Genomic DNA, 25,712 nt, shown 5'->3' on the forward strand with positions numbered 1-25,712 from the left:
CGATCGCCCTCAGCGTCCGGCAGCAATCGTCCCCCTCTCGATCTTTTCGATCCCTACAGTGGGCGCCACGACGACGCCAAAGGGGAACGCAGCGACCATACGGAAATTCCTCCGAAATTGCCATGCGTCTTCCAACGACCAGGCTGCCGCTTTCGAATTCACAGGGATGTCGGATGGTTTCGGTCTCGATGCGGTTCAACCGTTGTCTGCTACAGCTAGACCGTCTTTGTTATTTTGTAGACATAATGTTCGCCGGCAGCATTCTCGGTGGTCACCATGGTTTCGGCCGAAAAACCGAATCTCGGGCAAACCGTTTTCGGATCATGCTCTTCTCCAACAAACTGTGAGTATGGAATGAAAATTATCGTTTCGCTGTGTATATAGTCTTGGACTTGAGCAAAAAACCTTTTCAAAATCTCTTGTCCTCCGTCTTCATTGAGCCCGAACGTACCGTTGGAAGGGTAGTAATTAAAGTTAAATACGATCAGATCGAACTTTGAGCTGGGGACATCAGTGAAGAGATCACTGTGTATGAAATCTATCGGCCCAAGCAAGGGATTAAGGGAGACGTTTTCTCGCGCGGAGTTCACCGCATCCTTGTTGAAATCCACGCCGACTACCTTGTTGCATCCCAACTTTTTCAGCAAAAAAGCGAAATACCCGCTGCCGCAACCCATATCCAGGGCACGGTCGGCCGATTCTTGCCGCAGTATGAACTGGCCAAAAAATGAACTGGTAAGTCCAAAATCCGATGGAAATACATTTTTTCCTATTTTCAAGGTGATACCGTCAAGCTCAACCGCATAGGGCTGTCTTTCAAGATATTCTGCCAGCTCTGATTCCCTTTTTTCGATCGACATGCTTTGATTTTTCATATTGGTCTGCTGCATGGTTTAAGGATAGATTTTTGTTCGTTCAGGACAAGCGTGGGTCGATTGAGGTGCGGTAACAGGATGGTTCCCCCCTAATTCACCTTACCTATCCCCGAATGCTTTTTTCAGGCGCAAAAAAGCGGGTTTTCACCCGCTTTGTCAATACCTTTTCACCCCGTACTGGGTTTTACCCCGTCCGGAATCCGCTTTCCGGCGGATTCCGGGCACACCCGGCCGCAAACAGGCACGGTCCGCGCCGTCACTGGGGCAAGTTCAACAGGCTCAGAATCGCTTCAGGTTACATGCGGGCCCGGAGCGCGCTCGAAATCGGAGCGACACTCACGGAGCCTCGACAAAATCGTATACGAGCACCTTGTCCACCAATTGTTTCAGTTTTTCGTCGATCACTTTGTCGTGGTCCGGGTGTCGCGAATATTCGTCGAGCGCTTGTGCGTTCTCGAACGTGGCAACAATGGCTACATCGTACGAACTGTCGACGACGTCACGCTTGCCTGGCAGTACAGTGCCAACCTGGTAACTCAACAGCATCGGCAGTTTGGAAAGCGATTGGGTTGCCTCGATATATTGCCGGCGCGCCTCGGGGTTCCCATGCTCCTTTAGCCAGACGATGACGACATGGTGCACGCGTCCGGCAGTCGGCGGCACGGGCTCGGCCGAACTGACGGCAGTAAACATCAGGCTGAATATCAAAAATGTCAAGACCTTTAGGGCACCTCGAAAAACCCTGAATTTTGATGAAAACCCGGCTCTAATTTTTTGACCGGGCGGGCACACGAGCCGACTCCCTCACGCTCTTGTCGCCATTTCACTTTTCATTTTCCCCGAATCGCCCGCGTTGGGGGCCTTTCGGGCGAGGGTGGGCCTCAAAAGGCCACGACACCCGCCTGTTTCAGGTAAACCAGCCGCTTCAGGTTATAGCTGGCCGCCATCATCGTCATGGCAAAGTTCGCCCTCGCCTGGCCGATGGTGCGAATAAACTTGCCGCCCATTTGTGCGATGGCGGCGAAGGGATGCTCGACCCGTGCTCGGACCCGGGCGATGCGTTGATTACGTTGTTTCTGCCGTTCGGACAGCGGATGGTTGCGCTGGCCCTTGCGCTGGATGTGGTTGCGATAACCCGCTTCCTGGAGCTGGGCTTCCCGTTCCGCACTCGGATAGCCCTTGTCGGCATAGACGTCCCGGCTGGTGTTGCTAGTGTTCAACACCGCCTCAAAGTGCTGGCTGTCATGAGTAGCGGCGGTGCCGGTCTCGATCTTGCGGATAACCTTGTAGCGCTTGTCCACGTTGATGGAGAGCTTGTAGCCGTGGTGGCTCTTGCCGTGCTTCTTGGTCCAGGTGGCGTCCAGGTCTTTTTGCCGCCGCTTGGCCGGGCTCCAGTCCGCCGGCATCGCGCCTTCCTTCAGCATCTCCTTATCGTCCTTGCTGAAGTGCTGCTTTGGCGCAGGCACCAGGGTGGCGTCGATGATATGCCCCCCGCGGGCGATGTAGCCATGCTTGAGCAACTGCCGCTCGATGCCGTCGAACAGCGCCTGGGCGCCGACCTCGCCGATGCGGTTCTCGAAGGTCCACATCGTGGTGCGGTCCGGGATGCTGGCCGAGTCCATCAGCCCGCAGAAGCGCTGGTAACTCATCCGATCAAGCAACTGGTATTCCATCTGCTCGTCCGAGAGATTGTTGACCCGCTTGAGAAACAGGATGCGCACCATCGTTTCGGTGGGAAACGGCGGACGACCGCCTTGCGGGCTGACCGGTCGGGGCGCCGCCTGATCCACGTCCGCGGCAAGCGCCGCAAAGTCGATGTGGGTCTCGAAGGCCACCAGCGGATCGCCCATCCGGTCGATCTTCTGCTTGCGCAAATCGGCCGCAAACAGATCGGGTTTGATCGCGCTCTTCGGAGACTTTGGCATCTTCGGTTTGGTCATGTCTGGGACTCAACACACTGATTGGCTACAGGTCCTATTTTACCGGGCGCGCGCAGACCAAGGAGGTTTTTCGAGGTGCCCTTTAGTCGTTTCATGCCATTACTCATAATTCCGTGAAGTCGATTAGGACCGGCCGCTCATTTCGGCTCCGGACAAATGCCCGTAAACCCGAGACATGCGGCGCGATTCAAACGGCCGAGAGACCGTTCGTTCGCAATGTCTCGGAGGGCGCCCCGATTATCGCATTTCTCAACGCCGGTCAACACGACCAGCAATCCGTTTCCCGCCTTAACCCAGGTTTACGGCTCGGATTTTTTTCGTCGATGTGTTGGGGGTTTTCGGAGTCTCATTCGTCTTAACCAATTAGAGCGTCAGATTTCATAATCAAGAGGAGAAGGGGGAATGAAACTTACGCAGCAGGCAGGTGGTCCGGCAGCTTCGCCGGAACTACCGGCATTTCCGTCGTCGCGCCCGTTTATGGTTCATTGCGAAAACATTGACCCACCGATTAGGCGCCGAGGCAGGAAACCGGACAATCCTCATCGCAATGCCACGCTGATGCCGGCGCACCTGGAATTCGGCGATGAGCGGCGCGAGGCTACGGTGGTGATCGGCTTACCCGGCCACGCCGGCAAGCTCCCCCAACGCCTTGCGGAGGCGCACGACACGCACACGGCTCCGGATAACCTTGCTCGCCCATGAGTCGTGCAGTGGATAGATTCCGACTGGCCCGGGCATCGGTAACATTTTCAGGCTTGATCCTATCGCTCATCGCCGGATGCGGAACGACCCCAGATCGGGACACGAGTGACGTCGGGGCCGGGATTCCGGCAATGTGGACGGCGACATCCACCCCTCGGGCTGCGGTTTCCGAACACTGGGTCGAATCGTTCCGCGATTCCGCGTTAAGCGCGTTGGTGCAGGAGGCGCTAGTGAGCAATTACGACCTGAAAGCCGCAGCCGCCCGAGTCGAGGTCGCCCGGGAACAGGCCCGCATCGACGGCGCCGGGCGCTGGCCGCAACTTGTTTTCACGCCGGGCTACGAGCGTGCCCAGGTGCGCAGCGCCGGCTTCGGATCGACCGAATTCGGTGCCTTTGAAGCCTTGTTCACGCTGGACTGGGAACTGGATATCTGGGGGCGCATTGGCGCTTTCCGGCAGGCGTCCATTCATGAAGCCACCGCGACGGAAGCCGATTTTCACGCCGCCCGCTTATCCCTCGCGGCAAGAACGGCACAGGCGTACTTCGAACTGGCCGAAGCCAGGCTTCAGGCAGAAGTTGCCGAAGAATCGATCCGCGACCGGCGCACCATCGTCGAACTCGTACGCGGACGTTTTGCCCGCGGACTGGCTCGCGGCCTCGATCTGCGCCTGGCGCTCACCGACTTGGCGAACGCTGAATCTCAGTTGGCAACGGCGCGCAACCGCGTCCAAACCGTGGTTCGCCTCTTGGAGGTCCTGCTGGGACGCTACCCGGCGGCCGATCTCGCAACGGAGGCATTACTGCCGGCCCCTCCCGCTCCGGTACCGGCGGGCGTGCCTTCCGAACTCCTCGAAAGGCGTCCCGACCTGGTCGCGGCTTTCGACCGCTTGCATGCGGCCGATTTCCGGCTGGAAAGCGCACGAAAGGCACTCTTGCCTCGAGTCGCCCTCACCGCTACCGGGGGAACCCGGAGTCCGGCCTTGACCGAACTGGTAGATCCCCGCGCCGCGGTCTGGAATGTCGCAATAGGGCTCCTGCAGCCGCTTTTCACCGGCGGTCGGATCACGGGAGAGATTCGACTGAACCGGGCACTGGCGGAGGAAGCGCTCAATCTTTACAGGCGCACGGCGCTCAATGCTTTCCGCGAGGTCGAGCAATCCCTGGCCGCCGAGGAATGGCTTAGGGAACAGGAACGGGCACTCAGGGAAGCCGTTGAACAAACCGAAGCGAGCCGAAAACTCGCGATCTATTCGTACCGCCACGGCTTTATCGAAATCCTGACCCTGCTGGACAGCTATCGCGGCACCCTGAACGCGCAAAGCGCCCATCTTGCCGTAAAACGGCAGTTGCTCAACAACCGGATCGGTTTGTATCTGGCGCTGGGTGGGGGAGTATGAAGGCGAAGATGCCAGGTTTGAACGCTGGTTTGGTGAGCGCTGCACAAGCGGTGACCGGCTCCGCGCCTTCCGTCCCGATCTGGCGGCAAGGGACGGCCGCCGGCCTTGTTTTGCGGGATTCGGCCCTGGCGCACGAATTGGGTACAAACTCCGGGACCGTATCAAGCTCCGCTGAACTCGATACAGTTCTCGCTTGTGGTCTCGTCGATCGAACGACGAACACCCGATATGCCGTCCTAGAAACCGCTCCAGTTTTTTTACAGCTCCAAATCAGAAATGGCGATCAACTCCGTTAGCCTAAGAATCCTGGTGCCGCCCCTTCTGCTAAGTGCAAGCGCAATTACCGCCTGGACGCTGATCGACCGCAAGTCGGAAGTCACGCCCAAGGTGGCGGAGCGGGAACCGCCCGTGGTCGACGTAGTCCCGGCAAAGCCGGAGCTCGTCAGGCTGAACGTTCATTCACAGGGAGTAGTCGCACCCCGCTCCGAGATCAACCTGGTTGCGGAGATCGCCGGCAAGGTGATCCGAGTCCACCCCGCTTTCGCTGCGGGCGGTTTTTTCAAGCGGGGCGACGTTTTGGTCTCCATCGAGCCGCGCGATTACGACTTTGCGGTAACCAAGGCACAAGCCCTCGTAGCCGAGGCCCGCAAAGAACTGTTGCGGGAACAGGAGGAAGCCGCACAAGCTGCCGAAGAATGGCAGGCGCTGGGCGGCGGCGAGCCGAGCGAATTCGTGTTGCACAAACCTCACCTGGAAGAACGGCGGGCCAAGCTTGCCGCCGCCGAAGCCGAGCTTGCCGAAGCGCGGCTCAGACGTGCGCGTTGCGCGCTTTACGCCCCTTTCGCCGGACGCGTTCGCAGCAAGCAAGTGGATGTCGGCCAATACGTCACCGCAGGTGAAACGCTCGGCCGACTGTACGCCACCGACGTGGCCGAAGTGCGTCTTCCGATCGCGGCCGATCAGGCGGAATTTCTCGATCTCCCCTTGAGTTACGCCGATGGACGGAACGCACGGATCGGCCCCGCCGTCAGCCTGAGCGCGCGCTTCGGCGGCAAACTTCACCATTGGGAGGGAAAAATCGTCCGCACCGAGGGTGTCGTGGACGAAAAGACCGGTATGCTCTACGCCGTGGCTGAAATTCGCGAACCCTACGGTTATCGAGAAGATCGGCCGCCGCTGGCGGTTGGCTTGTTCGTGCACGCCGAAATCGAGGGCCTTCCGCGCAACGATCTGGTGCGGCTGCCTCAAGCCGCGCTACATTCGGGTTACCAAGTCTATCTCGTCGATTCCGAGGGACGCCTCAGACTCCGTAATGTTGAAATTGTACACAGCGGCCATGACGAGTTGATCGTATCGGGAGGGCTCGCAGCCGGCGACTCGGTGATGGTTTCCGGAGTCGACCTGCCGGTCGAAGGCATGCGGGTCACCGTAGCGGCACCAGACGTCAAGCTGCAAGCCGAATCATCATCGGGGAACGGCTCATGAATCCGGGTTCCTTCGGCGGACGTTCCCTGCTCGCCTGGTTCGCCGCCAATCCGGTTGCGGCCAATCTGCTGATGATTATCATTTTTCTGGGCGGCGGCCTCAGCCTGCAGACCATGGACAAGCAGGCCTATCCTCGCTTCGCGCCCACTACGGTCCGGATCAGCGCCGACTATCCCGGCGCCGGGCCCTCGGAAGTCCAGGAAAGCGTCTGCATTCCCATCGAGGAAGCGATACACGATCTGGTGGGAATCAAGCGGCTAAGCAGCGAAGCGCTGGACGGCAAGTGCGTGATCGTCGTTCACGTACAGCAGGACTACAATACCCAGGATCTCGCCCTCAACATCCGCTCGCGCACCCAAACCCTGCGCAACCTGCCCCGCGCCGTGGAAAAGATCGACATCGACGACACCAGCTGGGAATACCCGGCCATCTCGGTGGTTCTGTACGGCGATACCGACATGCTCGCGCTGCGCAGACTGGCCGAGCGGGTACGTGACGATCTGGGCACGCTGGAGGGCGTGCGCCTGGCCAAGCTGTGGAGCACGATCGCCTACGAAATCTCCGTCGAGGTGTCGGCGGAACGCCTACGCCAGCATCAGTTGACCCTCGCCGACGTAGCCGAGGCGATACGCCGAAGCTCGCTGGACCTGCCGGGCGGCGTGGTCCGCGCGAAAACGGGCGAATTCCAGCTGCGCGCCAAAAGCACTGCCTACGAACGAAACGCCTTGCTCGACCTGACGTTGCGTACCTATTCCGACGGCACCACGGTAAAGCTGGGAGAGGTTGCATCCGTGACCGACGGCTTCGCCGACGAAGGCGCCGAAAACCTGAGCAACGGCCGCCCTTCTGAAACCATCGGCGTAATCGCTCAGCACGATCTGGTGGAAACGGCCGAATCGGTGAAGGCGTACGTGGAAGAACTGGCGGCGCGGCTACCGGAAGGCATCGAGGTCACGACCCGGCGCGACAACGCGCGCTCCTTCGCCGAATTGCTGGACACTCTGGTGTTCGAGGCCATCACCGGGTTTCTGCTGGTCCTGCTTGTGCTGATGCTGTTTTTGAGCACGCGAGTCGCGCTCTGGGCGGCGGTCGGCATCATGATCTCGGTATCCGGAGCGCTGTGGTGGATGCCCGCCGCCGGCGTGACACTCAACATGCTATCGCTGTTCGGCTTCCTGCTGGCCCTCGGCGTTCTGGTGGACGATGCGATTATCGTCAGCGAACGGGTTTATGATCTCCAGAGCCGCGGCATTACCGGCCTCAAAGGTGCCGTTCGGGGCGTGCGGGACGTCGCGGTGCCGGTCGTGCTCGGCGTGAGCATCGGCCTCATCGCCTTCCTGCCGGGACTGTTCGTGCCGCCCAGTTGGGCCACGCGCTTCATGAAGCCGGTGGCGGTGGTGATGATCCTGTCGCTGGCCTTCTCGTTGGTGGAGGCTTTACTGATCCTGCCTTCCCATCTCGCCGCCGAACCGTCGCAACGGGTGGTGACGCCGAACGCCCTGGCGCGGCTCCGAGCGGTCCTCAACGGCGGCCTGGATGCGATGCTGACACGGGCGTACCGGCCATTCCTTCAGCGGGTGCTGGCCTGGCGCTATGCCACGGTAGCGCTGTTCGCCGGCGCGGTAGTCGTCGGCTGGGCGCTGATCCACGCCGACTACGTCAAGGTCTCCCTCGAAGAAGACGTGAGCTACGACAATTTCCACATACACCTGCGCCCTCCCCTTGGCACCCCCTACCCGGAAACCCAGGCGCGGGTACGCCAGTTCGTCGACGCGCTGCACCAGGCCGAAGCCGAACTGAATGCCCTGCAACCGCCCGGTTCACCTTCGGTAGTGGAAGGACTGGACATATTCGTCAACGAAACCGACCCCACCATCTGGGTCGAATTTTCCAGCGAGGCGCGCCGCCAGTTTCACATTCGAGATCTGATCCAGCGCTGGTACCAGCATGTCGGCGATGTCGGGGATTTTCGGCCCGATTTCCACACGCCCACCGAACAGGACGTGATCGATCTGGAAGTGGAACTCGGATCTCCCGACCCCGCGGTCCTGGAGGCTGCGGCGGAAGAGCTCAAAGCCAAGATCGCCAGCTTCCCGGGAATCGCGGAAATCGAGGATTCCCGTCGGCCCGGGAAACCCGAGATCCGCCTGCGACTCACACCGGAAGCCGAACGCTTGGGCCTCAGACTGCGCGACCTCGCCGAGCAGGTGCGGCACGCCTACTACGGCGAGGAGGCTCAGCGCTTCATCCGCGGCCGCGACGAGGTCAAAATCATGGTGCGCTACCCGCGCGCCGAACGGGAAACCGTGACCAATCTCAGAGCATTGCCGGTGCGCCTGCCGGACGGCGGCCAGGCACCGCTGGGAGCCTTGGCCGAGGTCCGCTTCACGCCCGGATTCGGCGCCCTGTCCCGCGAAGACCGGCAAAGCATCGTCTCCCTCCACGTGCGTCTGAACGATGAGGCCACGTTCAAGGGCGACGCTCTGTTCAAGACCCTGGAGCAGGGCTTTTTCAAGGAACTGCAAAACCGCTATCCCTCGCTCACGATTTCCGGCGGCGCGGCCAAGGAGGAAGCCGATCTGGTCGCGGAAGGACTCCAACGCAATACCCTGCTTGCCCTCGCGGCCATCTGTGCCCTCATCGCGGTCAGCTTCCGGTCCTATTTGCAGCCGCTCCTGTTCATGCTCGCCGTACCCGTAGCCTGGCTGGGCGCGGTACTGATCCACTGGGCATTAGGGCTGACTCTGTCGTTCCAGTCGCTGGTCGGCATGGTGGCGGCCAGCGGCGTGGTGGTGAACGACAGCATCGTTTTGCTCGACTACATCCGCAAGCACGGCAACCAGGCCGCCCGCCTGGGCGACATCATTTCCGAAGCCTGCGCGGCCCGTTTCCGTCCCATCGTCCTGGTATCCCTGACCAACCTGGCCGGCTTCTTCCCGATGCTGTTCGAAACCAGCGAACAGGCCAAGTTCCTGGTGCCGGTGACGCTTTCTCTCACATTCGGCCTTCTGTTCGGCATGGCTGCAACCCTGATTCTAATCCCGGCCTGTTATGCCGTACTGAACGATGTGAGGGAGTTGATAAAAACTCTCAGCGGTTTGGCAAAACTCAGAATGCTCACTCCTCGAGGTTAATCGACCCCAGGGGCCTTGAATGCCACTCATCTGTTTGAGGCGCTTGATCAGGTACTATCGCTGCTCGGCCATCTTCGCGGGCCACTCGCCGCCGTTGATGGTGGCGACATCGCCGGGGCGGCGGTGCGGGAAGAATATCCGTGGCGGAAATGCCCAGCAGGTGCGCCTGCTGGGTCCCGGCGGCGATGAAACTCCAGCGTGCCTCGGGCGCGTCAGTATTGAATTTGTTCTTGTTTTGACGCCTTCTCCGGATTGCACATTCCGCGCCATGCGAATTGCTTGACCATGGTTTGTCTCGAGTGCATCATCAGCGTGCCGGGGCACCCAAGGAAGCGTATCCGATGCTGGTCTACGAACCCGTCGAACATACGAATTACGGACTAATCGATTTTTCTGATTTTTCCGCTCATAGTCGTGGGCAGGATCATCCAACCGCTGCCTCATGCGTATCGATTTGCCCGGGTTTCCGCTGTATCCGGCCCTATGTGTCGGCCATCGATCGGCTTCGGATTTATCCTTTTTGCAGCAAGATTACCTTCTCGACGCGGGCGAGTTATCTAACCGGGCTATCCGTTCCCTCACAGTCATTCAAAGCGTCTGGCTTGGCTCCGTATTCCGAGCGGATCGCCGATTTAAAAACATTTCCCGCACGTATCGCCTCCTCGGTTAGCCCTCTTTGCCTTTTTTCCGCATTTCTCTATTCCGGGATTGCTTGGCAGTCTCTCATTAAGCCCGCTGTATCAATCAACAGGCATCTTATCTGCTGCCCGATCTCCCTAGGCAAAGCGAAAATAATATCGACGAACTTATAGAATCAGTGAATATTCTCGATTAAGGAAGGCGCTAAACGCGTTCAACCAATAAGACGCAGGTGCAGCTTGCGGAGGTCCTGAAAACAAATATCTTCCTTTTCATCTTCGGTAGGTATCGATTTAAACCAAATTGACTCGTGGATATGGAGAGGTGAACTGCTTTTTGGCGTCAACCGTTACATCGGTTGCCTTACCTCAACACGGATATTCGAGAGCAGCCATTTGACCGTCAAGAAGACTGTTTGAGCAATGATAAGAACAAACTTCCGATTTTCATTTTTTCCGCGGATATTTTGGTGATGTCCAGGGGTCACAGTGCGCCGACTGTTGTCGTGTCATGATGATGTATTTCAGATTCTAGCCAGCTTTCTATCCGGGAGATAGTTAACGTGAGATTCATCAAACAAAAGGAAATCACACCCCATTTGAGTACGACAGTGGCAGAAGGACGTATAGGTATCAAAGAATACCTGCTCATTCTTTTTCAACTCGGAATCATGACGGTCTTGTTACGACAATTCGAAATTGAAAGCGCGGCCTTTCTACAACTCGCATTGCTCGCCTTTGGTGGATTTGCCGTACATGCGTTACTTCCACTCAGTTATAGATTGCCCTTCTTTTTACTACTCTCGTTGGCAGGATTCATCCTTACTCTTGATCTGATTAATGGATTATCCTTGGTTGTTGTCGGTTTGATTCTCATCGGCCTTTGCCATCTACCGGTTTCATTCAAGAAACGCGTTTTTTTGCTCTTGGGTGCTGGCGTTATCCTGGCGGCCCTCCGTGCCAGATGGGTGGATGGTCCGATTTCAGATGCCGTCTGGCCGATACTAGGCTCGATATTCATGTTTCGGCTGATCCTATACTTCTACGAGTTACGGCACGACACTACTCCGACAACACTCACACAGAGGCTTTCTTATTTTTTTCTACTGCCGAATGCATGCTTTCCGCTCTTTCCGGTTATCGACTACAAAACTTTTCGCCGAAACTACTACGATGACGATGCCTATCGAATCTACCAGACCGGCATCGACTGGATGACGCGGGGCGTAATTCACCTTATTTTATACCGTGTAGTCTATTATCATCTCACACTTGCACCGGAGGAGGTTACCAATCCGGCACAGCTGACCCAATTTCTGGTGGCAAACTTTCTTCTGTACCTGCGCATATCCGGCCTTTTCCATTTGATTGCCGGCATGCTTTACCTATTCGGTTTTCGCTTGCCGGAGACACATAATCGTTATCTCCTGGCTTCCAGTTTTACCGATTTCTGGCGGCGTATAAATATCTATTGGAAAGATTTCATGCAAAAGATATTTTATTACCCTGCTGTATTTAAGCTTCGTACGCTCGGTACGACCAAAGCGATGGTAATAGCGACGCTGTATGTATTCATGCTCACCTGGTTTTTGCATGCCTATCAGTGGTTTTGGCTGCGCGGTACGATGTTGTTGGTTTTGCAGGATATATTATTTTGGGCGATTCTAGGAGGATTGGTTGTCGCCAACGCGCTTTATGAGATCAGATATGGACGTGAAGGCCGTAATCTGGGCAAAGGAAAGCAGACTGCTAGGGATCTCTGTGTTGTTACGCTGAGGTCCTATGCCACTTTCTGGTTCATTTGCGTGCTTTGGTCCTTCTGGACTACTGAGTCTTTGTCTAGCTGGTTTTCACTTTGGTCGGCTTTAAAGGGAGATCTGTCGCTTAGTGTCCTTATATTTCCTGGGATTATTTTAGTTGTCATGTTCTTGGGTAACATCGAGCGAAACACGATTCGGAATGCGCGATCTTCCCAAGAGCCTAGCCACGACTGGAAACAGGAAAGATTGGCGACGGTTGGATCGATGATCCTTTTGGCGAGCATAAGCATGCAAAGTATTCACACTCAAATGGGAGCGGAGGTCGGCACGCTTGTGCACTCGTTGCGATCAGCACATTTAAGTCGCCTGGATACGGCTCACTTGGAGCGCGGTTATTACGAGAATCTTCTATCTGTCGACCGCTTTAATTCACAGCTATGGGAGGTCTATACCAAGAAGCCTCCCAATTGGTTAAGCAGTAATGCCGGCCTAAAGCGCTTCAGTGATGGTTTCGCACAATATGATTTAGTTCCCTCGGTCATGTTGAATACAACTTATGGAACGGTGAGCATCAATCGCTGGGGGATGCGCGATCGGGATTATGAGTTACAGCCGCCATCGGATACTTATCGCATCGCATTGCTGGGCGCATCTTCCGTTATGGGGTGGGGTGTTGGAGATGGCGAAACGTTCGAGGCATTGGTAGAAGATCGTTTGAACCATGAAAATGAATCTCGGCGGCGGTATGAGATTCTCAATTTCGGGATTCAGGGATACCAACCCTTACAACAACTTGTCGCCCTGGACAGAGCGCTGGAGTTTGCGCCGAACGCAGTCTTTTATGTTGCAACGGGGCGGGAAATCTCACGTGCTGCTTCCTATCTTGTTGAAGTCGTACAGAAAGATATCAGCATTCCTTTCAAGCCTTTACTGGAGATCGTTGCGCGTGGCGGGCTGGCGCGCGGGATGGATGAAACAACCGCGCTCAAGAAGATCAGGCCGCATGGCGTGGAGATTTTGTCCTGGACCTACCGCCATATCGTGGAACGGTCTCACAACAGTGGTGCCATACCTGTGCTTATCTTTCTGCCGCAAGTCAGAGAGGGAACATGGCAGGAAGAAACATCAGAGACATTGAATATAGCGGAAGCGGCGGGCTTCGTTATTATCGACCTGTCTGACGTATACAAAGGCAGGGATGTTTCCGCCATACGCCTCGCGGAGTGGGATGAACATCCGAATACGTCTGGCCATGAGTTAATTGCCTCACGTCTTTATGATGAATTAAACAAGCAGCGAAAGCTGATTTTTTCCGATATCAACGTATCGGGAAGATGATTTGTTGCCGACTGTTTACTATGCTGCGATTAATGACATAAACTGGAGATTCAAATGACCCAAGAAATAAAATCCGCTATTAAGGATTTCATCCTTCGGGAATTTCTTCCGGGTGAAGATCCCAATGAATTAACCGACTCAACGCCTCTTATCACGGGGCGGATACTCGATTCCATTGCCACGATCAAGCTGGTACTCTTTTTGGAAAATCAATACGGTATAACGGTTCAGGCTCATGAAACCGATCCGGAATATCTGGATACGATTGCATTAATCACGCAGCTTGTTAGCTCAAAAAAATCATAATTTCGGTATTCATATGACAGCACGCGCGTTACATCAATATTTTGTGCACGCCGCACAGCATTACCCGGAATATACCGCAGTCGTAGAGCCCGGCGCTGGAAGTATTAGCTATCGCGAGCTTTCCGAACTGTCTGACGGCGTGCGCGATTATCTTTACGACCAAGGCGTTCAGGCGGGCGATCGTGTCGGTATCTACATGCGTAAGTCGATTGATGCCGTGGCCGCAATTTTGGGTATTTTAAAAGCCGGTGCAGCGTATGTCCCGGTTGATCCGAGCGCTCCGCCTTCGCGCAATGGGTTCATCCTGCAGGATTGCGGGGTCAAGCTGATTATCGTGGACGAACGCTTTGCGGACCAGCTCGGAGCTGAGTTGGTACAGCCGGATTCGGCTCCCTTCTTTCTGACTATCGAAGGAGTCGGTGGTGGAATCGGGCTGGATAAGGCGCTGAAGCAAATCGGATCGGCTACGCGAGTGGCAGCGGAGCCTGTCGCCTCGAAACCGGATGATCTTGCCTACATTCTCTATACCTCGGGCTCGACAGGCAAACCGAAAGGGGTAACGTTGACGCACGAGAACGCTGTAAGCTTTATTGACTGGTGTTCGGACGTTTTTCAGCCGTGCGAAACCGATCGGTTTTCCTCTCATGCACCCTTTCACTTTGATCTCTCGATTCTAGATATTTATCTAAGCATTAAACATGGTGCAACCTTAGTTTTGGTGCCGGACGATATCGGTAAGGATCCCCATCGGCTAGCGCCATTTATCGCGGAACATAAGATCACATCCTGGTATTCTGCACCGTCCATTCTTAGTCTGCTCGCTCAATTCGGTGATCTTGCGAATAAGGATTATTCATCACTTAGACTCGTATTATTCGCCGGCGAGGTTTTTCCAGTAAAGCATTTACGAGCCTTGACGCGGCTGCTACCCAAACCACGGTACTTTAACTTATACGGCCCAACCGAAACTAATGTTTGTACGTACTATGAGCTGCCCCTCCCGATTCCGGACGAGAGAACGATTCCTTTCCCGATCGGAAAAGTTTGCGATCATCTGGAGGGAAAGATCATCGATGAACATGGACATGTCCAGTCACGGGGAGAAGCCGGGGAGCTTTGCATCAGTGGAGGTAATGTCATGGTCGGCTATTGGGGACTTTCGGAGAGAACGGCGGAAGCTTTCCTGATCGAGGATGGACGCCGTTGGTATCGTACCGGCGATCTCGTGATTCAGACGGATGACGGCAATTATACCTATGTAGGAAGGCGCGACCGTATGGTCAAGCGGCGCGGCTATCGCGTCGAACTCGGCGAAATTGAAGCAGGTTTGTATTGCCATGCTTCGATCAAGGAGGCGGCGGTAATAGCAGTTCCCGATGAAGAAGTCGGCGTTAGAATCAAGGCCTTTTTGAGTTGCCGCAATACGAAGCACCCGTCCATGATCGAGATGAAGCGTTTTTGTTCAGAACATTTACCTTTTTACATGATTCCGGACGTATTTATCTGGCGCGAAGCTTTACCCAAGACCTCGACTGACAAAATCGATTATCAACGGTTGAAGGAGATACTTTGATGGATTTCTCGATTTCGGAAGAGCAAAAGGCGCTGCGAGACAGAATCATTAAGTTTGCACAGCAGGAATTGAACGAGGATGTCGTAACGCGTGACCGCGAGCAAATATTCTCGAGAGAACTTTGGCAGAAATGCGCCGAATTCGGCATTCAGGGCCTTCCGGCCGACAAGACCTATGGAGGAAGCGGCGTCGATGCCTTAACGTGCGCAATGGGACTGGAAGCATTCGGTTATGGTTGTCGTGATGGGGGGCTGGTATTTTCGATCTGCGCGCATATCTTGGCTTGCATAGCACCGATATCAAAACATGGCACGGAGGAACAAAAACAACGTTACCTACCGGGTCTTTGCGACGGCCGTCTGATCGGCATGCACGCCATTACCGAGCCCGGCGCGGGTTCCGATCCGTTTTCAATGCAGACACGGGCGGAGCGGGACGGCAACGGCTGGCGAATCAACGGTACCAAAGCCTTTGTCTCGAATGGGCCTATCGGCGACCTGGCAATCGTTTTCGCGATGACCGATCTGCAGAAGGGGTTTCACGGAGGCGCGACGGCATTCATCATTGAAAAAGGCACGCCTGGTTTTTCACATGGAAAGCGGTTCGAGAAGCTGGGGTTACATACCGCGCAGGTCAGCGAGTTGGTGCTGGACAACGTTTATGTCCCTAAAAACGCCGTGCTTGGCACTGTTGGTGGAAGTACGAGTATCTTCGCAACCGCCATGGACTGGGAGCGTATCGTACTGGTTGCAAGTCATGTGGGAACGATGGAACGCCTTTTGGAGACATCGGTTGCTTATGCACGGAAGCGCTCCCAATTCGGACAAGCCATCGGAAAGTTCCAGGCGATTTCACATAAGATTGCCGATATGAAAGTCCAGCTGGAAGCGGCCCGATTATTGGCGTACTGTGCAGCGTGGCGCTTGGATCACGCAAGAACTGCGGCTCTGGATGCGGCGATCACGAAGCTCTTCGTCAGCGAATCGCTCGTTGGATCAGCTCTCGATACCGTTCAAATCCACGGTGGTTATGGATTTATGGCTGAGTACGAGGTTGAGCGCGCCTTGCGCGATGCCGTAGGCAGCACCATCTATTCAGGAACTTCGGAAATGCAGCGAAATATTATCGCCCGTTGGCTGGGGCTTGGATGAAAGACCGGGAGACTCTCGCTCAGAGGCAGAAAGAAAACTTACGATCCGAAATGGAGAGCTTTTCTACCCAAGGATGGGGCGAAGGAAGTGCCATGGGCGGATTCGGCGCGGTGCAGTGGCAAGCCGGCGTACGCCCTCAGCGCTGGGCGCGGCGGGCAGTTCGGTGTCAGCTAAAGGTCGGTGGCGGCAGCGCCGGAATTTCGGATGGAAATTTACCGGACCTACGAGCCAATCCCAGTAGGCCGTTCGCCCTGAGCCTGTCAAAAGGCCGGTCCTGAGCCGATTGGTGCCTTCTCGCCCCACCTGTTGTGCTGCTTTCCACGGTTGGAAAAGCCAAGGTTTTACAAGGTAGCCGAGTATATAATTCCTCGGCAGAACCGGAAGCTTCATCTCGTAAGGGATTCGTAACTACTCAGCCCCCCGCGAAAGCGATGCGGAGAGTCTGAAAAGGGTTGATGCCTTGGAGCCTGTGCTTCCGTCTTAAAGGTCTTGCTGGTTGGTGCCCCCCTTCACGTCTGACTTGGACATTCCAGGACCCACTAGGAAGCTGTTGGATGGTAGCCATAAGGAACCCCTGTCATCGTTCAATGTGAATGATTTGTGAACGGGAAGGGATCTTAGGAACGCTGGCTTTCGCTAAGCTTTTGACTTGAATGGCGCGCCCGAGACGACTCGAACGTCCGACCTTTGGCTCCGGAGGCCAACGCTCTATCCAACTGAGCTACGGGCGCATGCGGTGCATTTTACAGGAATCAGGATCGGTTTAACAGACTTCGGACTGCGGCAAAGCTGTCCATGGCCCGTTCTTTTTTCGTTTCGGGATCGAGCGCGCGCCGTTCCGGCCATTCGAGCTCTTCTTCCGGCAGTTCATTCAGAAACCGGCTCGGCTCGCAATTCACGATTTCGCCATGGCGTTTTCGGTGCGTGCAGTAGCTCAAGGTCAGAAGCTTCTGCGCACGGGTGATGCCGACATAGGCCAGGCGGCGTTCCTCCTCGATGGTATTTTCTTCGATGCTGGTCTGGTGCGGCAGCAGGTTTTCCTCCATGCCGACCAGATAGACGTAGGGGAACTCCAGCCCTTTCGCGGCGTGCAGCGTCATCAGGTTGACCCGGTCGCCGGCATTTTCTTCCTGGCCGCGCTCCAGGACGTCGAGCAATAGGATGCGGGAAACGACTTCCGAAAGGCTCTTTTCCTTTTCGTCGTCCTTGGCGATGCGCTTGAGCCAATCGATCAGTTCGCGGACTTGTCCCATCTTGCGCCGCGCCGCATCTTCGCTGTTACTGGTCTCCCTCAACCAGTTTTCGTATCCGATCTTGGCGATGAAGTCCTCGATGACGGCGAAGGTATCGCCACGCCGAGCCCGGTCGGCGACATCGGTGATCCATTCGGCGAAGTGGCGCAGCCGGTTTATGGCCGTTTCCCCCAGAGACTGTTGCAGGCCTAATTCGAAGCAGGCGGCAAACAGGCTGATGTGGCGCCGGTTTGCATAGGCGCCGAGCTTTTCCAGGGTGTTCGGTCCGATCTCGCGGCGCGGTACGTTGACCACGCGCAGGAACGCCGCATCGTCGTCCGGGTTCACCAGCAACCGCAAGTAGGCCATGATGTCCTTGATCTCGGCATAGCTGAAGAAGGACATACCGCCGCTGATGAAATAAGGAATGGAGTGCTCCCGCAACGCGCGTTCGAACAGCCGCGACTGATGGTTGCTGCGATACAGGATCGCATAGTCCTGGAATCGGGTGCCGTGGCGAAACTTGTGGTGCAGCAAATCGGACGCGACCTGCCGCGCTTCGGCAACTTCTTCCTTGTGCGTGAGCACCCGCAACGGATCTCCGTATCCCATCGCGCTCCAAAGGCGTTTTTCGAATACATGGGGATTGTTGGCGATCAGCGAGTTGGCGACCTTCAGAATCCGCCCGGTCGAACGATAGTTCTGTTCCAGCTTTATGACCTTTAGCCGCGGAAAGTCGCGCTGCAGCTGGGCCAGGTTTTCAGGCTGCGCCCCGCGCCACGCATAAATCGACTGATCGTCGTCGCCGACCACGGTAAAACGGCCCAGTTTGCCGGTCAGCAACTTGACCAGTTCGTACTGGGTCAGGTTGGTGTCCTGGTACTCGTCGACCAATAAGTAGCGTATCCGATTGCGCCATTTATCGAGGATGTCCGCGTGCTCGTGAAACAGGAGCACCGGGAGCAGTATCAGGTCGTCGAAGTCGACGGCATTGTAGGACTTCATGTGCCGGACATATTCGGCATAAAGTTGGGCCGCGGACTGTGCATCACCCTGCCCTTCCGCGAGCGCCCGCTCAGGGGTCACGAATAAATTCTTCCACCGGCCGATGCGCCAGATATAGCTTTCCGCCTCGTCGATCTCCCAGTTTTCCGATCCGTGCTTGATCAGTTCTTTGGTCAACGCCAGGCGATCGTGCTCATCGAAAATGGAGATATTCTTCTTGAGGCCGAGTGCGCCGTGCTCCTCGCGCAATATTTCGAGGCCCAGCGAATGGAAAGTGGATACGGTCAGGCCGCGCGAGTCCTTGTCCGAAAGCAGTTTGCCGACACGGCTCTTCATTTCCCGCGCCGCCTTGTTGGTGAAGGTCAGAGCGGCGATGTGCCGCGCCGGTGTGCTCTGTTTGACCAAATAGGCGATTTTTTCCGTGATCACCCGCGTTTTACCGCTGCCGGCGCCGGCAAGGACCAGCAAGGGGCAATCCAAAGTATTAACGGCAGCGAGTTGCTGCGGATTCAGTTGAGCGGCCATCAAACGCCCGAAGATACGCGGTCGAGCCGCCGAAATCCGATGGCTTCGCCAAGGTGAGGAAGGGTGATTTTCGCTTCGCCGGCAAGATCGGCGATGGTACGGGCGAGTTTCAGGATGCGGTGATAAGCGCGATGGGACAGTCCGAGCTTTTCGGTCGCTTGCTCGAGCAACCGGTTTCCCTCGTCCGTCAGCTCGCAATACTTCTTGATTTCTTGCGGAGCCATCGAAGCATTCGGCTTTCCGGTCCGCTGCAGGGAGATTTCCCGGGCCGCGATCACCCGCCGGCGAATCTCGGAACTGGTTTGTTCCCCGCCGGGCGCGCCATGGCGCAACATTTCCCGGGAAATGCGCGGCACCTCGATATGGATGTCGATCCGGTCGAGCAATGGTCCGGAAATCCGCGAGCGGTAACGCTGAACCTGTTCCGAGGTACAGCGGCAGCGTCCGGAGGCATCGCCCAAGTAGCCGCAGGGACAAGGATTCATTGCGGCGACGAGCTGAAACCGGGCCGGGAAATCGACTTGCCGCGCGGCACGGGAGATCGTGATACAGCCCGTCTCCAACGGTTCTCTCAAAACCTCGAGCACCTTACGGTCGAATTCAGGCAATTCGTCGAGAAAAAGCACGCCATTGTGCGCCAGGGAAATTTCGCCCGGCTTGGGATTGCCTCCGCCTCCCACCAAAGCAGGAGCGGAAGCCGTGTGGTGCGGCGCACGGAACGGAGGAATGCGCCAGCGTCTCGGATCGAAAGGCAAATCGCTGACCGACGCAATGGCCGCGCTTTCCAGGGCTTCTTCGTCGGTCAATGGCGGGAGTATGCTCGGAAGCCGTGCCGCCAGCATGGACTTGCCGGTTCCCGGCGGCCCAAGCATCACGAGGTTGTGTTTTCCGGCAGCGGCGACTTCCAGCGCCCGCTTGGCCTGATAATGTCCGTGCACATCCGCGAAGTCGGCAAGTTCATCGAAACCTATGGCCGTCCCCTCGTTCGATTCGAACGGGAGCCGCTGCTGGCCGTTCAAATGGGCACATACCTCGAGGAGATGGCTTGCTGCCAGAACCTTTCCGTCCTCGGCGAGAGCCGCTTCACCCGCATTTTCCCTGGGCGTGATCAGTGCGCGTCCGGCACGTTTCGCTTGAATAGCGACCGGAAGTACGCCGGTCACCGGGCGCAATTCTCCGCCCAGAGATAGCTCACCCACGCACTCGAACTCTCTAAGTGATGCGCCATTGATCTGTCCCGACGCTGCCAGAATACCCAAAGCGATAGCGAGATCGAAACGGCCGCCCTCTTTGGGGATGTCGGCAGGCGCCATGTTCACGGTGATTCGCTGGAGTGGAAATTCGAACTGACAGTTCAGAAGCGCGCCTCTCACCCGATCTTTACTTTCTTTCACCGCGGTTTCCGGCAGGCCGACGATGGAAAGGCTGGGAAGACCGTTGGAAATGTGAACCTCGACGGTAACCAAAGGCGCTTCGATGCCTTGCCTGCCCCGAGTGTATACGACGGCCAAGGACATGGATTCCGCTTCCGTGGGGGTTTATCGATCGGCGATCCGTTTTTCCAACTCGTCGAGTTGAAGCTGCAGCCGTTCCAGTTGCTCCCGCGTTCTCGCGAGAACCGCGGCCTGTACGTCGAACTCTTCCCGGCTGACCAGGTTCATTCTTGCAAAAGAGGCCTGAAGAATCGCGCGGAAATTCTTCTCCAAATCGTCCTGCAACTTGAATAAGTCGGTCGGCACCGACTCGGCAAGATGCCGAGCGAGATCATTTAGCATGGATTTATCGAACATGGCGAAAAGAATAGCCGACTGATGCCGTAAGCGTCCAGTGGAACCCCCTTCAGCCATCACGCACCGTTATAGTGCATGCAAATCTGGACGCTCCGTAATGGTGCATTTTTTGCGCCTGTCATCTTGACAATCGCATTTCATGCCTTGCCGGCCGCGTCAAACTACGTTTGGCACAAGTTCTGCTTTTAGGTCGTAGAACGCCTCACGTCTGAGCAGGGCTTCGCCGGTTCAGTCTCGAAACAAAGGCGGCGTCCGCACCACTATAGGAGAACTCTCGCATGAAATTTGTGACCGCGATTCTAAAACCGTTCAAATTGGACGACGTCCGCGAGGCTTTGTCCGATGTAGGCATCTCCGGAATCACCGTTACCGAGGTAAAAGGATTCGGCCGTCAGAAGGGACATACCGAATTGTACCGGGGCGCCGAATACGTCGTCGATTTTCTTCCCAAGGTCAAGCTCGAAGTCGCGGTAACGGACGAACAACTGGAAGCCGTGATTGATGCTATCTCCAAGACGGCAAACACCGGAAAAATCGGTGACGGCAAAATTTTTGTGCTCGATCTTGAGCAAGTCATCCGTATCCGTACCGGCGAAACCGGAGCGGAAGCCCTTTAAAACGAATAGGAGAAAAATAACATGAGACGAATCCTGACCGCCCTGTCTCTGTTCTTTACCGAGTTTGCATTGGCCGAAGAAGCTGCTACGCCGTCCCCTGACAAAGGCGATGTCGCGTGGGTGCTCATTGCCGCCGTATTGGTCATCTTGATGACCATTCCCGGACTGGCACTGTTCTACAGCGGCATGGTCCGCGCCAAGAACGCGCTATCCGTTCTCATGCAGGTGTTCGTGGTTTTTTCGCTGATGGCGCTATTATGGGCGATATACGGCTACAGCATCGCATTCACCGAGGGCAACGCATTCTTCGGCGGGTTCAGTAAAGCGTTCCTGAAAGGTGTCTCACCGGAATCGCTCGCCGGCACGTTCAGCAAAGGCATTTATATTCCGGAATACGCCTACATCGCATTCCAGGCGACTTTCGCGGGCATCACTCCGGCCCTGATCGTCGGCTCTTTCGCCGAACGCATCAAGTTTTCAGCGGTACTGTTGTTCATGATACTTTGGTTTACCTTCGCCTACCTTCCCATGGCCCATATGGTCTGGTTCTGGGCTGGTCCGGACGCCTACACGGACGCCGCCGCAGCCGAAGCCGCCGATGCAACGGCCGGATTCCTTTTCCAGAAGGGAGCACTGGATTTCGCCGGCGGGACGGTGGTGCACATCAATGCCGGTATCGCGGGACTGGTCGGCTGCCTGTTGATCGGCAAGCGGATCGGCTACAAAAAAGAATTCATCGCGCCTCATAGTGTAACCATGACCATGATCGGCGCATCGTTGCTCTGGGTGGGCTGGTTCGGCTTCAACGTCGGATCGAATCTGGAAGCTAACGGTGTGGCCGCTCTGGTTTTCGTAAACACCTTGCTGGCTACGGCTGCAGCAACCTTAGCCTGGGTGGCCGCCGAATGGCTTTCGCGAGGCAAGCCCAGTATGTTGGGCGGGGCATCGGGCGCCATCGCCGGACTGGTTGCCATTACCCCGGCCTGCGGCTTCGTCGGCCCCATGGGCAGCATCGTTCTCGGCCTCATTGCCGGTGCCGTCTGCTTCTGGGCAGTGACCAGCTTGAAAAATATTCTGGGCTACGACGATTCGCTCGACGTATTCGGTGTTCACGGTATCGGCGGCATCATCGGCGCATTGGGTACCGGTATATTCGCCTCCCCTGACCTCGGAGGAGCCGGTATTTACGATTATGTGACCGACTCGCTGGTCGAATACGACATGCTGGCCCAATTCACCAGCCAAGCGTGGGGAGTCGGAACCGTAATCATCTGGTCCGGCGTGGTATCTCTTATCGCCTACAAGATCGTGGATATGCTGATCGGACTTCGCGTTACCGAAGAAGTCGAACGTCAAGGACTCGATACAACCGAGCACGGCGAAACGGCTTACCATCTTTAGTTTGGCGCCCTTCTTGTCATGTCTGTGACGGGCGTCTTCGGACGCCCTCTTTTTTTGCAAGCCTCAGTCCGGATCCGAACGGGATCAGCGCGAAAGAATCCAATGCCGAAGATTTGCGGCATTCATTGCGCCCATCACCCGGTCGACTTCTTTCCCGGACTTGAACAGCATTAAAGTCGGAATGCTGCGGATATTGAATCGCCCGGCGAGAGTCTGCTCGGAATCGACATCAACTTTGCCAAAACATACCTGTCCTGCCAGTTCTTCCGCCAATTGTTCGATTACCGGTGCCACCATTTTGCACGGGCCGCACCAGTCTGCCCAAAAATCGACCACGACAGGCAGGTCGCTTCGTCCGATATACGTTTCAAAATTTGCCGCGCCCAGAATTACCGCCTGCCCGCTAAGAATTTCTCGATGACACCGCCCGCACTTCGGATGGTTTTTCAGGCGCTCCGGGGGGACGCGGTTTAAGGTCATGCAGAAAGGACAGACAACATGCATAGCGTGCTCCAAATATGTCGTTTTAGTCATCCTCGAGGTCGCGGTCCGGATCCCAGCCCAAGGCTCTCGCCCGAACGACCGCGTCTTCCTGAATACTCACATACCGACGGAAAAGTTCTTCCGGAAAGTTATGCACCGAGAAGCCATAGTGATCCCAGGCTTCATGAACCTTTTCCCACAGGCTCTCGATGGCCCCCGCTTGCCATCCGGCACAGGTCTCCGCCTCGGGGATCAATCCGAACGCCCAAGCATCCCTGATGATGCGGCCGATATCCGTCATTCCGCCGTAAAGGTCGTCATGTATTCCGACATAAGGTTCGATCGTTTTCATATCAATACCCACAGTTGAAGTTACCGGATCGAGGGACGGATATTCCGAGTGATGCATTGCGTGTCGATGCCGGTTGAATGCGTGCTCGGGAATCTCGCTGGAACGATGGCGGAACATCAGTTGAACGGCCGGAAGGACATCGGCAATCTCAGGGTCACCTTGGCATCCTGCGCATCTTCCGTGGCGCCTATGCTCACCGACAAATTGAGGCTTGTGTCTCTAGTGAGCTTGAAGGAGTAGCCCAAAAGAAACTCGCCGAGATCCAGATTAGATCCTTTAAGGGATTTTCCGCCCACTTCCGTTCCGAACACATGTTTGTGCGAGTATCCGATGCTGAAAGATGAGCGTTCGTTGATACTGAACCCCAACCCGAAGCTTGCTCCTATCGCGTCGCCCGGTTCCACCCGTCTTTTTTCCGTTCCGTCGCTTGTCTCGAAATCTTCGTCCGTTTCAACGTTATACGCATAACTCAAATTGCCATAAAACACTGCCGGATCAGTCGGATACAAGGCCGTGATGCTCGGCTGTACACTGACGTACCCCGAACCGGTCGGGAGTTCGGTCGGATAGGTGGCACCCGGAATGCCGGGAACCACGACATAGTCGACATCATACGGACTCCTGCCGGAAGGTAAGGTAGTTGCAAGATTCGCCACGAATATCGGCCAGCCGCCGCTCCCACCGTTCAACTGGTAGCGCGCGGTAAGTTCGATATCGCCTAAACCGGATCCCTCGATATCGAAGGTTTCGTCTGCGTTGACATTGACCGAGATCGGTCGCGAACGTTGTCTGTCCTCCCGATAAAGCACGGGTACACGCGCGCTCACCTCAAAACGGTCGCTAAGCCCATAGCGAGCGGTAAGTGCAGCCAGCAACGTATGCCGGTCGAGGTTGGCGATGTCGATGAGCCCGACGGCAACAGCCGGAGCGAAAGTCGCGCTGTTGAGAAAAACCCGATTATTGCTCGCATAATGGTATTCGAGCGAAGGCTCCAGGGTCAGATTTCCCTTTGGCGTCAACACGCCGCCTACGGTTTCCGAAATTCTCGGCAGTTCCGGCGTCTTTGCCGTTTCTGCAGGATCAGGAGCTTGTCCGACCGGCCCCGTGGGCCTGGACGGCTGACGATTACCGGCCACCTTCCGGGGGCTGGCGGAGCCGGCGTCGGTCCGGTTTGTTTGTTCCATAGTCCGGCTCTTATCGGTTCGTTTGGCCGGCGCAGCTCCAGCCAAATGTTCAAGCTGGTTTTGCAATGTCCGAAGCTTACGCTGCTGTTCCTCGAAAGCTTTCTTTTGCTCATCCAACAGCCGTTGCTGTTCCGCCAATGCCCGCCGCAACTGCTCGATCTCGCCGTAGTTCGCGGTTTTGCCGGTCGCTTTTTCAGTCGGGGACATAAGACTGGCTCCGGGTTTTCCAGCGTTTTTGAACCGGGGTGACTTGCCGGCACGCTCCGACATTGGGCGCTTAGGAAATTGCACCAAGAGCTTGGGCGAGCTTCCATACGACGCCGGCTCCCAGAATTGGGTAAACGTCGCAGGCCGCTTCAAGTCGACCACTAGACGTAAGTCGGCGTTGACTTCCGAGGTGCTCGCCACGCCGGAAAACAAGGGATGATCATGAGAAGGTTGGGAAAGCGTTCCGCTGATGCGGCTACCTGGAAACTTGATGACCAGACGATTTTGATCGTCCACGATGAAAGCCTGAACCGACAGATATTCGGAGGCCGAAACTTCGAGTCTTAGTGCATCGACCGACTCTCCATATTTTATATCTGTAATTTCCGCTCCGACACAGACGGAAACCAGAAATATCCCGAAAATAGTGAAAACGACCAACACGCGCAATGACGTTCCCTCCCTGGGTCCATGTCTTATACTTGCGACGTAACAAAACGTACTTTAATCTAACTGGTTTCGCAAGCGATTTTTGACATGATGCGTATACTAGTCAAACCATAGTTGCGCCATGCTCTGGATTCCCTTAATTGCGCGCGACTGGATACGCTTTCCAA

At 56.1% G+C, this 25,712-nt stretch carries 19 protein-coding genes and 1 tRNA gene; 10 read left to right on the plus strand and 10 right to left on the minus strand.

The genetic code is table 11. The annotated features are described in order from the left end of the window. Nucleotides 1-215: 215 nt before the first annotated feature. The 3 genes from sS8_RS07410 to sS8_RS07420 all read right to left on the minus strand — a co-directional run bounded on the left by sS8_RS07410 (nt 216) and on the right by sS8_RS07420 (nt 2,800). Complete coding sequence (locus sS8_RS07410; RefSeq protein ID WP_119629089.1) at nt 216-890, minus strand: methyltransferase; 675 nt, start codon at nt 888-890, stop codon at nt 216-218. Between the two features lie 321 nt (nt 891-1,211). After that, on the minus strand, nt 1,212-1,592 hold the full coding sequence (locus tag sS8_RS07415) for a Dabb family protein (protein WP_232020555.1): 381 nt from the start codon (nt 1,590-1,592) through the stop codon (nt 1,212-1,214). A 164-nt stretch (nt 1,593-1,756) separates the two neighbouring features. Continuing rightward, on the minus strand, nt 1,757-2,800 hold the full coding sequence (locus sS8_RS07420; protein ID WP_119632595.1) for an IS5 family transposase: 1,044 nt from the start codon (nt 2,798-2,800) through the stop codon (nt 1,757-1,759). 417 nt (nt 2,801-3,217) lie between these two features. On the opposite strand from sS8_RS07420, the gene sS8_RS07425 reads away from it, so the two are divergent. The 8 genes from sS8_RS07425 to sS8_RS07460 all read left to right on the plus strand — a co-directional run bounded on the left by sS8_RS07425 (nt 3,218) and on the right by sS8_RS07460 (nt 16,299). Beyond that, nucleotides 3,218-3,517 (plus strand): hypothetical protein, encoded by a 300-nt coding sequence (locus tag sS8_RS07425; protein WP_119629090.1) that lies wholly within the window; start codon nt 3,218-3,220, stop codon nt 3,515-3,517. Continuing rightward, a complete protein-coding gene (locus tag sS8_RS07430) occupies nt 3,514-4,914 on the plus strand; it encodes an efflux transporter outer membrane subunit (RefSeq protein WP_119629091.1) in 1,401 nt (466 codons plus the stop codon). Before sS8_RS07425 ends, sS8_RS07430 begins: the two co-directional genes overlap by 4 nt. Nucleotides 4,915-5,190: 276 nt before the next feature. Then, nucleotides 5,191-6,399, plus strand: coding sequence for an efflux RND transporter periplasmic adaptor subunit (locus tag sS8_RS07435; RefSeq protein ID WP_119629092.1), 1,209 nt, complete (start codon nt 5,191-5,193; stop codon nt 6,397-6,399). Then, nucleotides 6,396-9,533: an efflux RND transporter permease subunit gene (locus sS8_RS07440; RefSeq protein ID WP_119629093.1), complete on the plus strand. Its 3,138-nt coding sequence runs from the start codon at nt 6,396-6,398 to the stop codon at nt 9,531-9,533. Before sS8_RS07435 ends, sS8_RS07440 begins: the two co-directional genes overlap by 4 nt. A 1,201-nt stretch (nt 9,534-10,734) precedes the next feature. Continuing rightward, nucleotides 10,735-13,269 carry an SGNH/GDSL hydrolase family protein gene (locus tag sS8_RS07445; RefSeq protein ID WP_119629094.1) on the plus strand — a complete coding sequence of 845 codons (2,535 nt, stop codon included), beginning with the start codon at nt 10,735-10,737 and terminating at the stop codon, nt 13,267-13,269. Between the two features lie 54 nt (nt 13,270-13,323). Continuing rightward, nucleotides 13,324-13,575, plus strand: a complete 252-nt coding sequence (locus sS8_RS07450; RefSeq protein ID WP_119629095.1) for an acyl carrier protein — start codon at nt 13,324-13,326, stop codon at nt 13,573-13,575. Beyond that, the gene (locus tag sS8_RS07455) at nt 13,553-15,148 is read left to right on the plus strand and encodes an amino acid adenylation domain-containing protein (RefSeq protein ID WP_145986443.1); all 1,596 of its coding nucleotides are present in this window, start codon (nt 13,553-13,555) and stop codon (nt 15,146-15,148) included. Before sS8_RS07450 ends, sS8_RS07455 begins: the two co-directional genes overlap by 23 nt. Beyond that, nucleotides 15,148-16,299, plus strand: a complete 1,152-nt coding sequence (locus tag sS8_RS07460; protein WP_119629097.1) for an acyl-CoA dehydrogenase family protein — start codon at nt 15,148-15,150, stop codon at nt 16,297-16,299. The genes sS8_RS07455 and sS8_RS07460 overlap by 1 nt, the downstream gene beginning before the upstream one ends. A 654-nt stretch (nt 16,300-16,953) precedes the next feature. On the opposite strand, the gene sS8_RS07470 is transcribed toward sS8_RS07460, so the two are convergent. The 4 genes from sS8_RS07470 to sS8_RS07485 all read right to left on the minus strand — a co-directional run bounded on the left by sS8_RS07470 (nt 16,954) and on the right by sS8_RS07485 (nt 20,908). Next, nucleotides 16,954-17,030: transfer RNA gene (locus tag sS8_RS07470), tRNA-Arg, on the minus strand. Between the two features lie 21 nt (nt 17,031-17,051). Next, the gene (rep, locus tag sS8_RS07475; protein WP_119629099.1) at nt 17,052-19,061 is read right to left on the minus strand and encodes a DNA helicase Rep; all 2,010 of its coding nucleotides are present in this window, start codon (nt 19,059-19,061) and stop codon (nt 17,052-17,054) included. Further along, nucleotides 19,061-20,578 (minus strand): YifB family Mg chelatase-like AAA ATPase, encoded by a 1,518-nt coding sequence (locus tag sS8_RS07480; protein WP_119629100.1) that lies wholly within the window; start codon nt 20,576-20,578, stop codon nt 19,061-19,063. Before sS8_RS07480 ends, rep begins: the two co-directional genes overlap by 1 nt. Before the next feature lie 21 nt (nt 20,579-20,599). Continuing rightward, nucleotides 20,600-20,908 (minus strand): accessory factor UbiK family protein, encoded by a 309-nt coding sequence (locus sS8_RS07485; protein WP_331852285.1) that lies wholly within the window; start codon nt 20,906-20,908, stop codon nt 20,600-20,602. A gap of 221 nt (nt 20,909-21,129) precedes the next feature. On the opposite strand from sS8_RS07485, the gene glnK reads away from it, so the two are divergent. Together glnK and sS8_RS07495 are read left to right on the plus strand one after the other, a co-directional pair. Then, complete coding sequence (gene glnK / locus sS8_RS07490) at nt 21,130-21,468, plus strand: P-II family nitrogen regulator (protein WP_077732330.1); 339 nt, start codon at nt 21,130-21,132, stop codon at nt 21,466-21,468. Between the two features lie 21 nt (nt 21,469-21,489). Continuing rightward, complete coding sequence (locus sS8_RS07495; protein WP_119629102.1) at nt 21,490-22,869, plus strand: ammonium transporter; 1,380 nt, start codon at nt 21,490-21,492, stop codon at nt 22,867-22,869. Nucleotides 22,870-22,953: 84 nt separating this feature from the next. On the opposite strand, the gene trxC is transcribed toward sS8_RS07495, so the two are convergent. From trxC to sS8_RS07510, 3 genes are all read right to left on the minus strand, one after another. Then, nucleotides 22,954-23,385, minus strand: a complete 432-nt coding sequence (gene trxC / locus sS8_RS07500; RefSeq protein ID WP_232020557.1) for a thioredoxin TrxC — start codon at nt 23,383-23,385, stop codon at nt 22,954-22,956. Between the two features lie 10 nt (nt 23,386-23,395). Beyond that, nucleotides 23,396-23,704 (minus strand): hypothetical protein, encoded by a 309-nt coding sequence (locus sS8_RS07505; protein ID WP_119632658.1) that lies wholly within the window; start codon nt 23,702-23,704, stop codon nt 23,396-23,398. 116 nt (nt 23,705-23,820) lie between these two features. Continuing rightward, a complete protein-coding gene (locus tag sS8_RS07510) occupies nt 23,821-25,539 on the minus strand; it encodes a transporter (protein WP_232020716.1) in 1,719 nt (572 codons plus the stop codon). Nucleotides 25,540-25,712 lie beyond the last annotated feature (173 nt).

It is taken from the genome of Methylocaldum marinum, assembly GCF_003584645.1.
GTDB lineage: Bacteria > Pseudomonadota > Gammaproteobacteria > Methylococcales > Methylococcaceae > Methylocaldum > Methylocaldum marinum.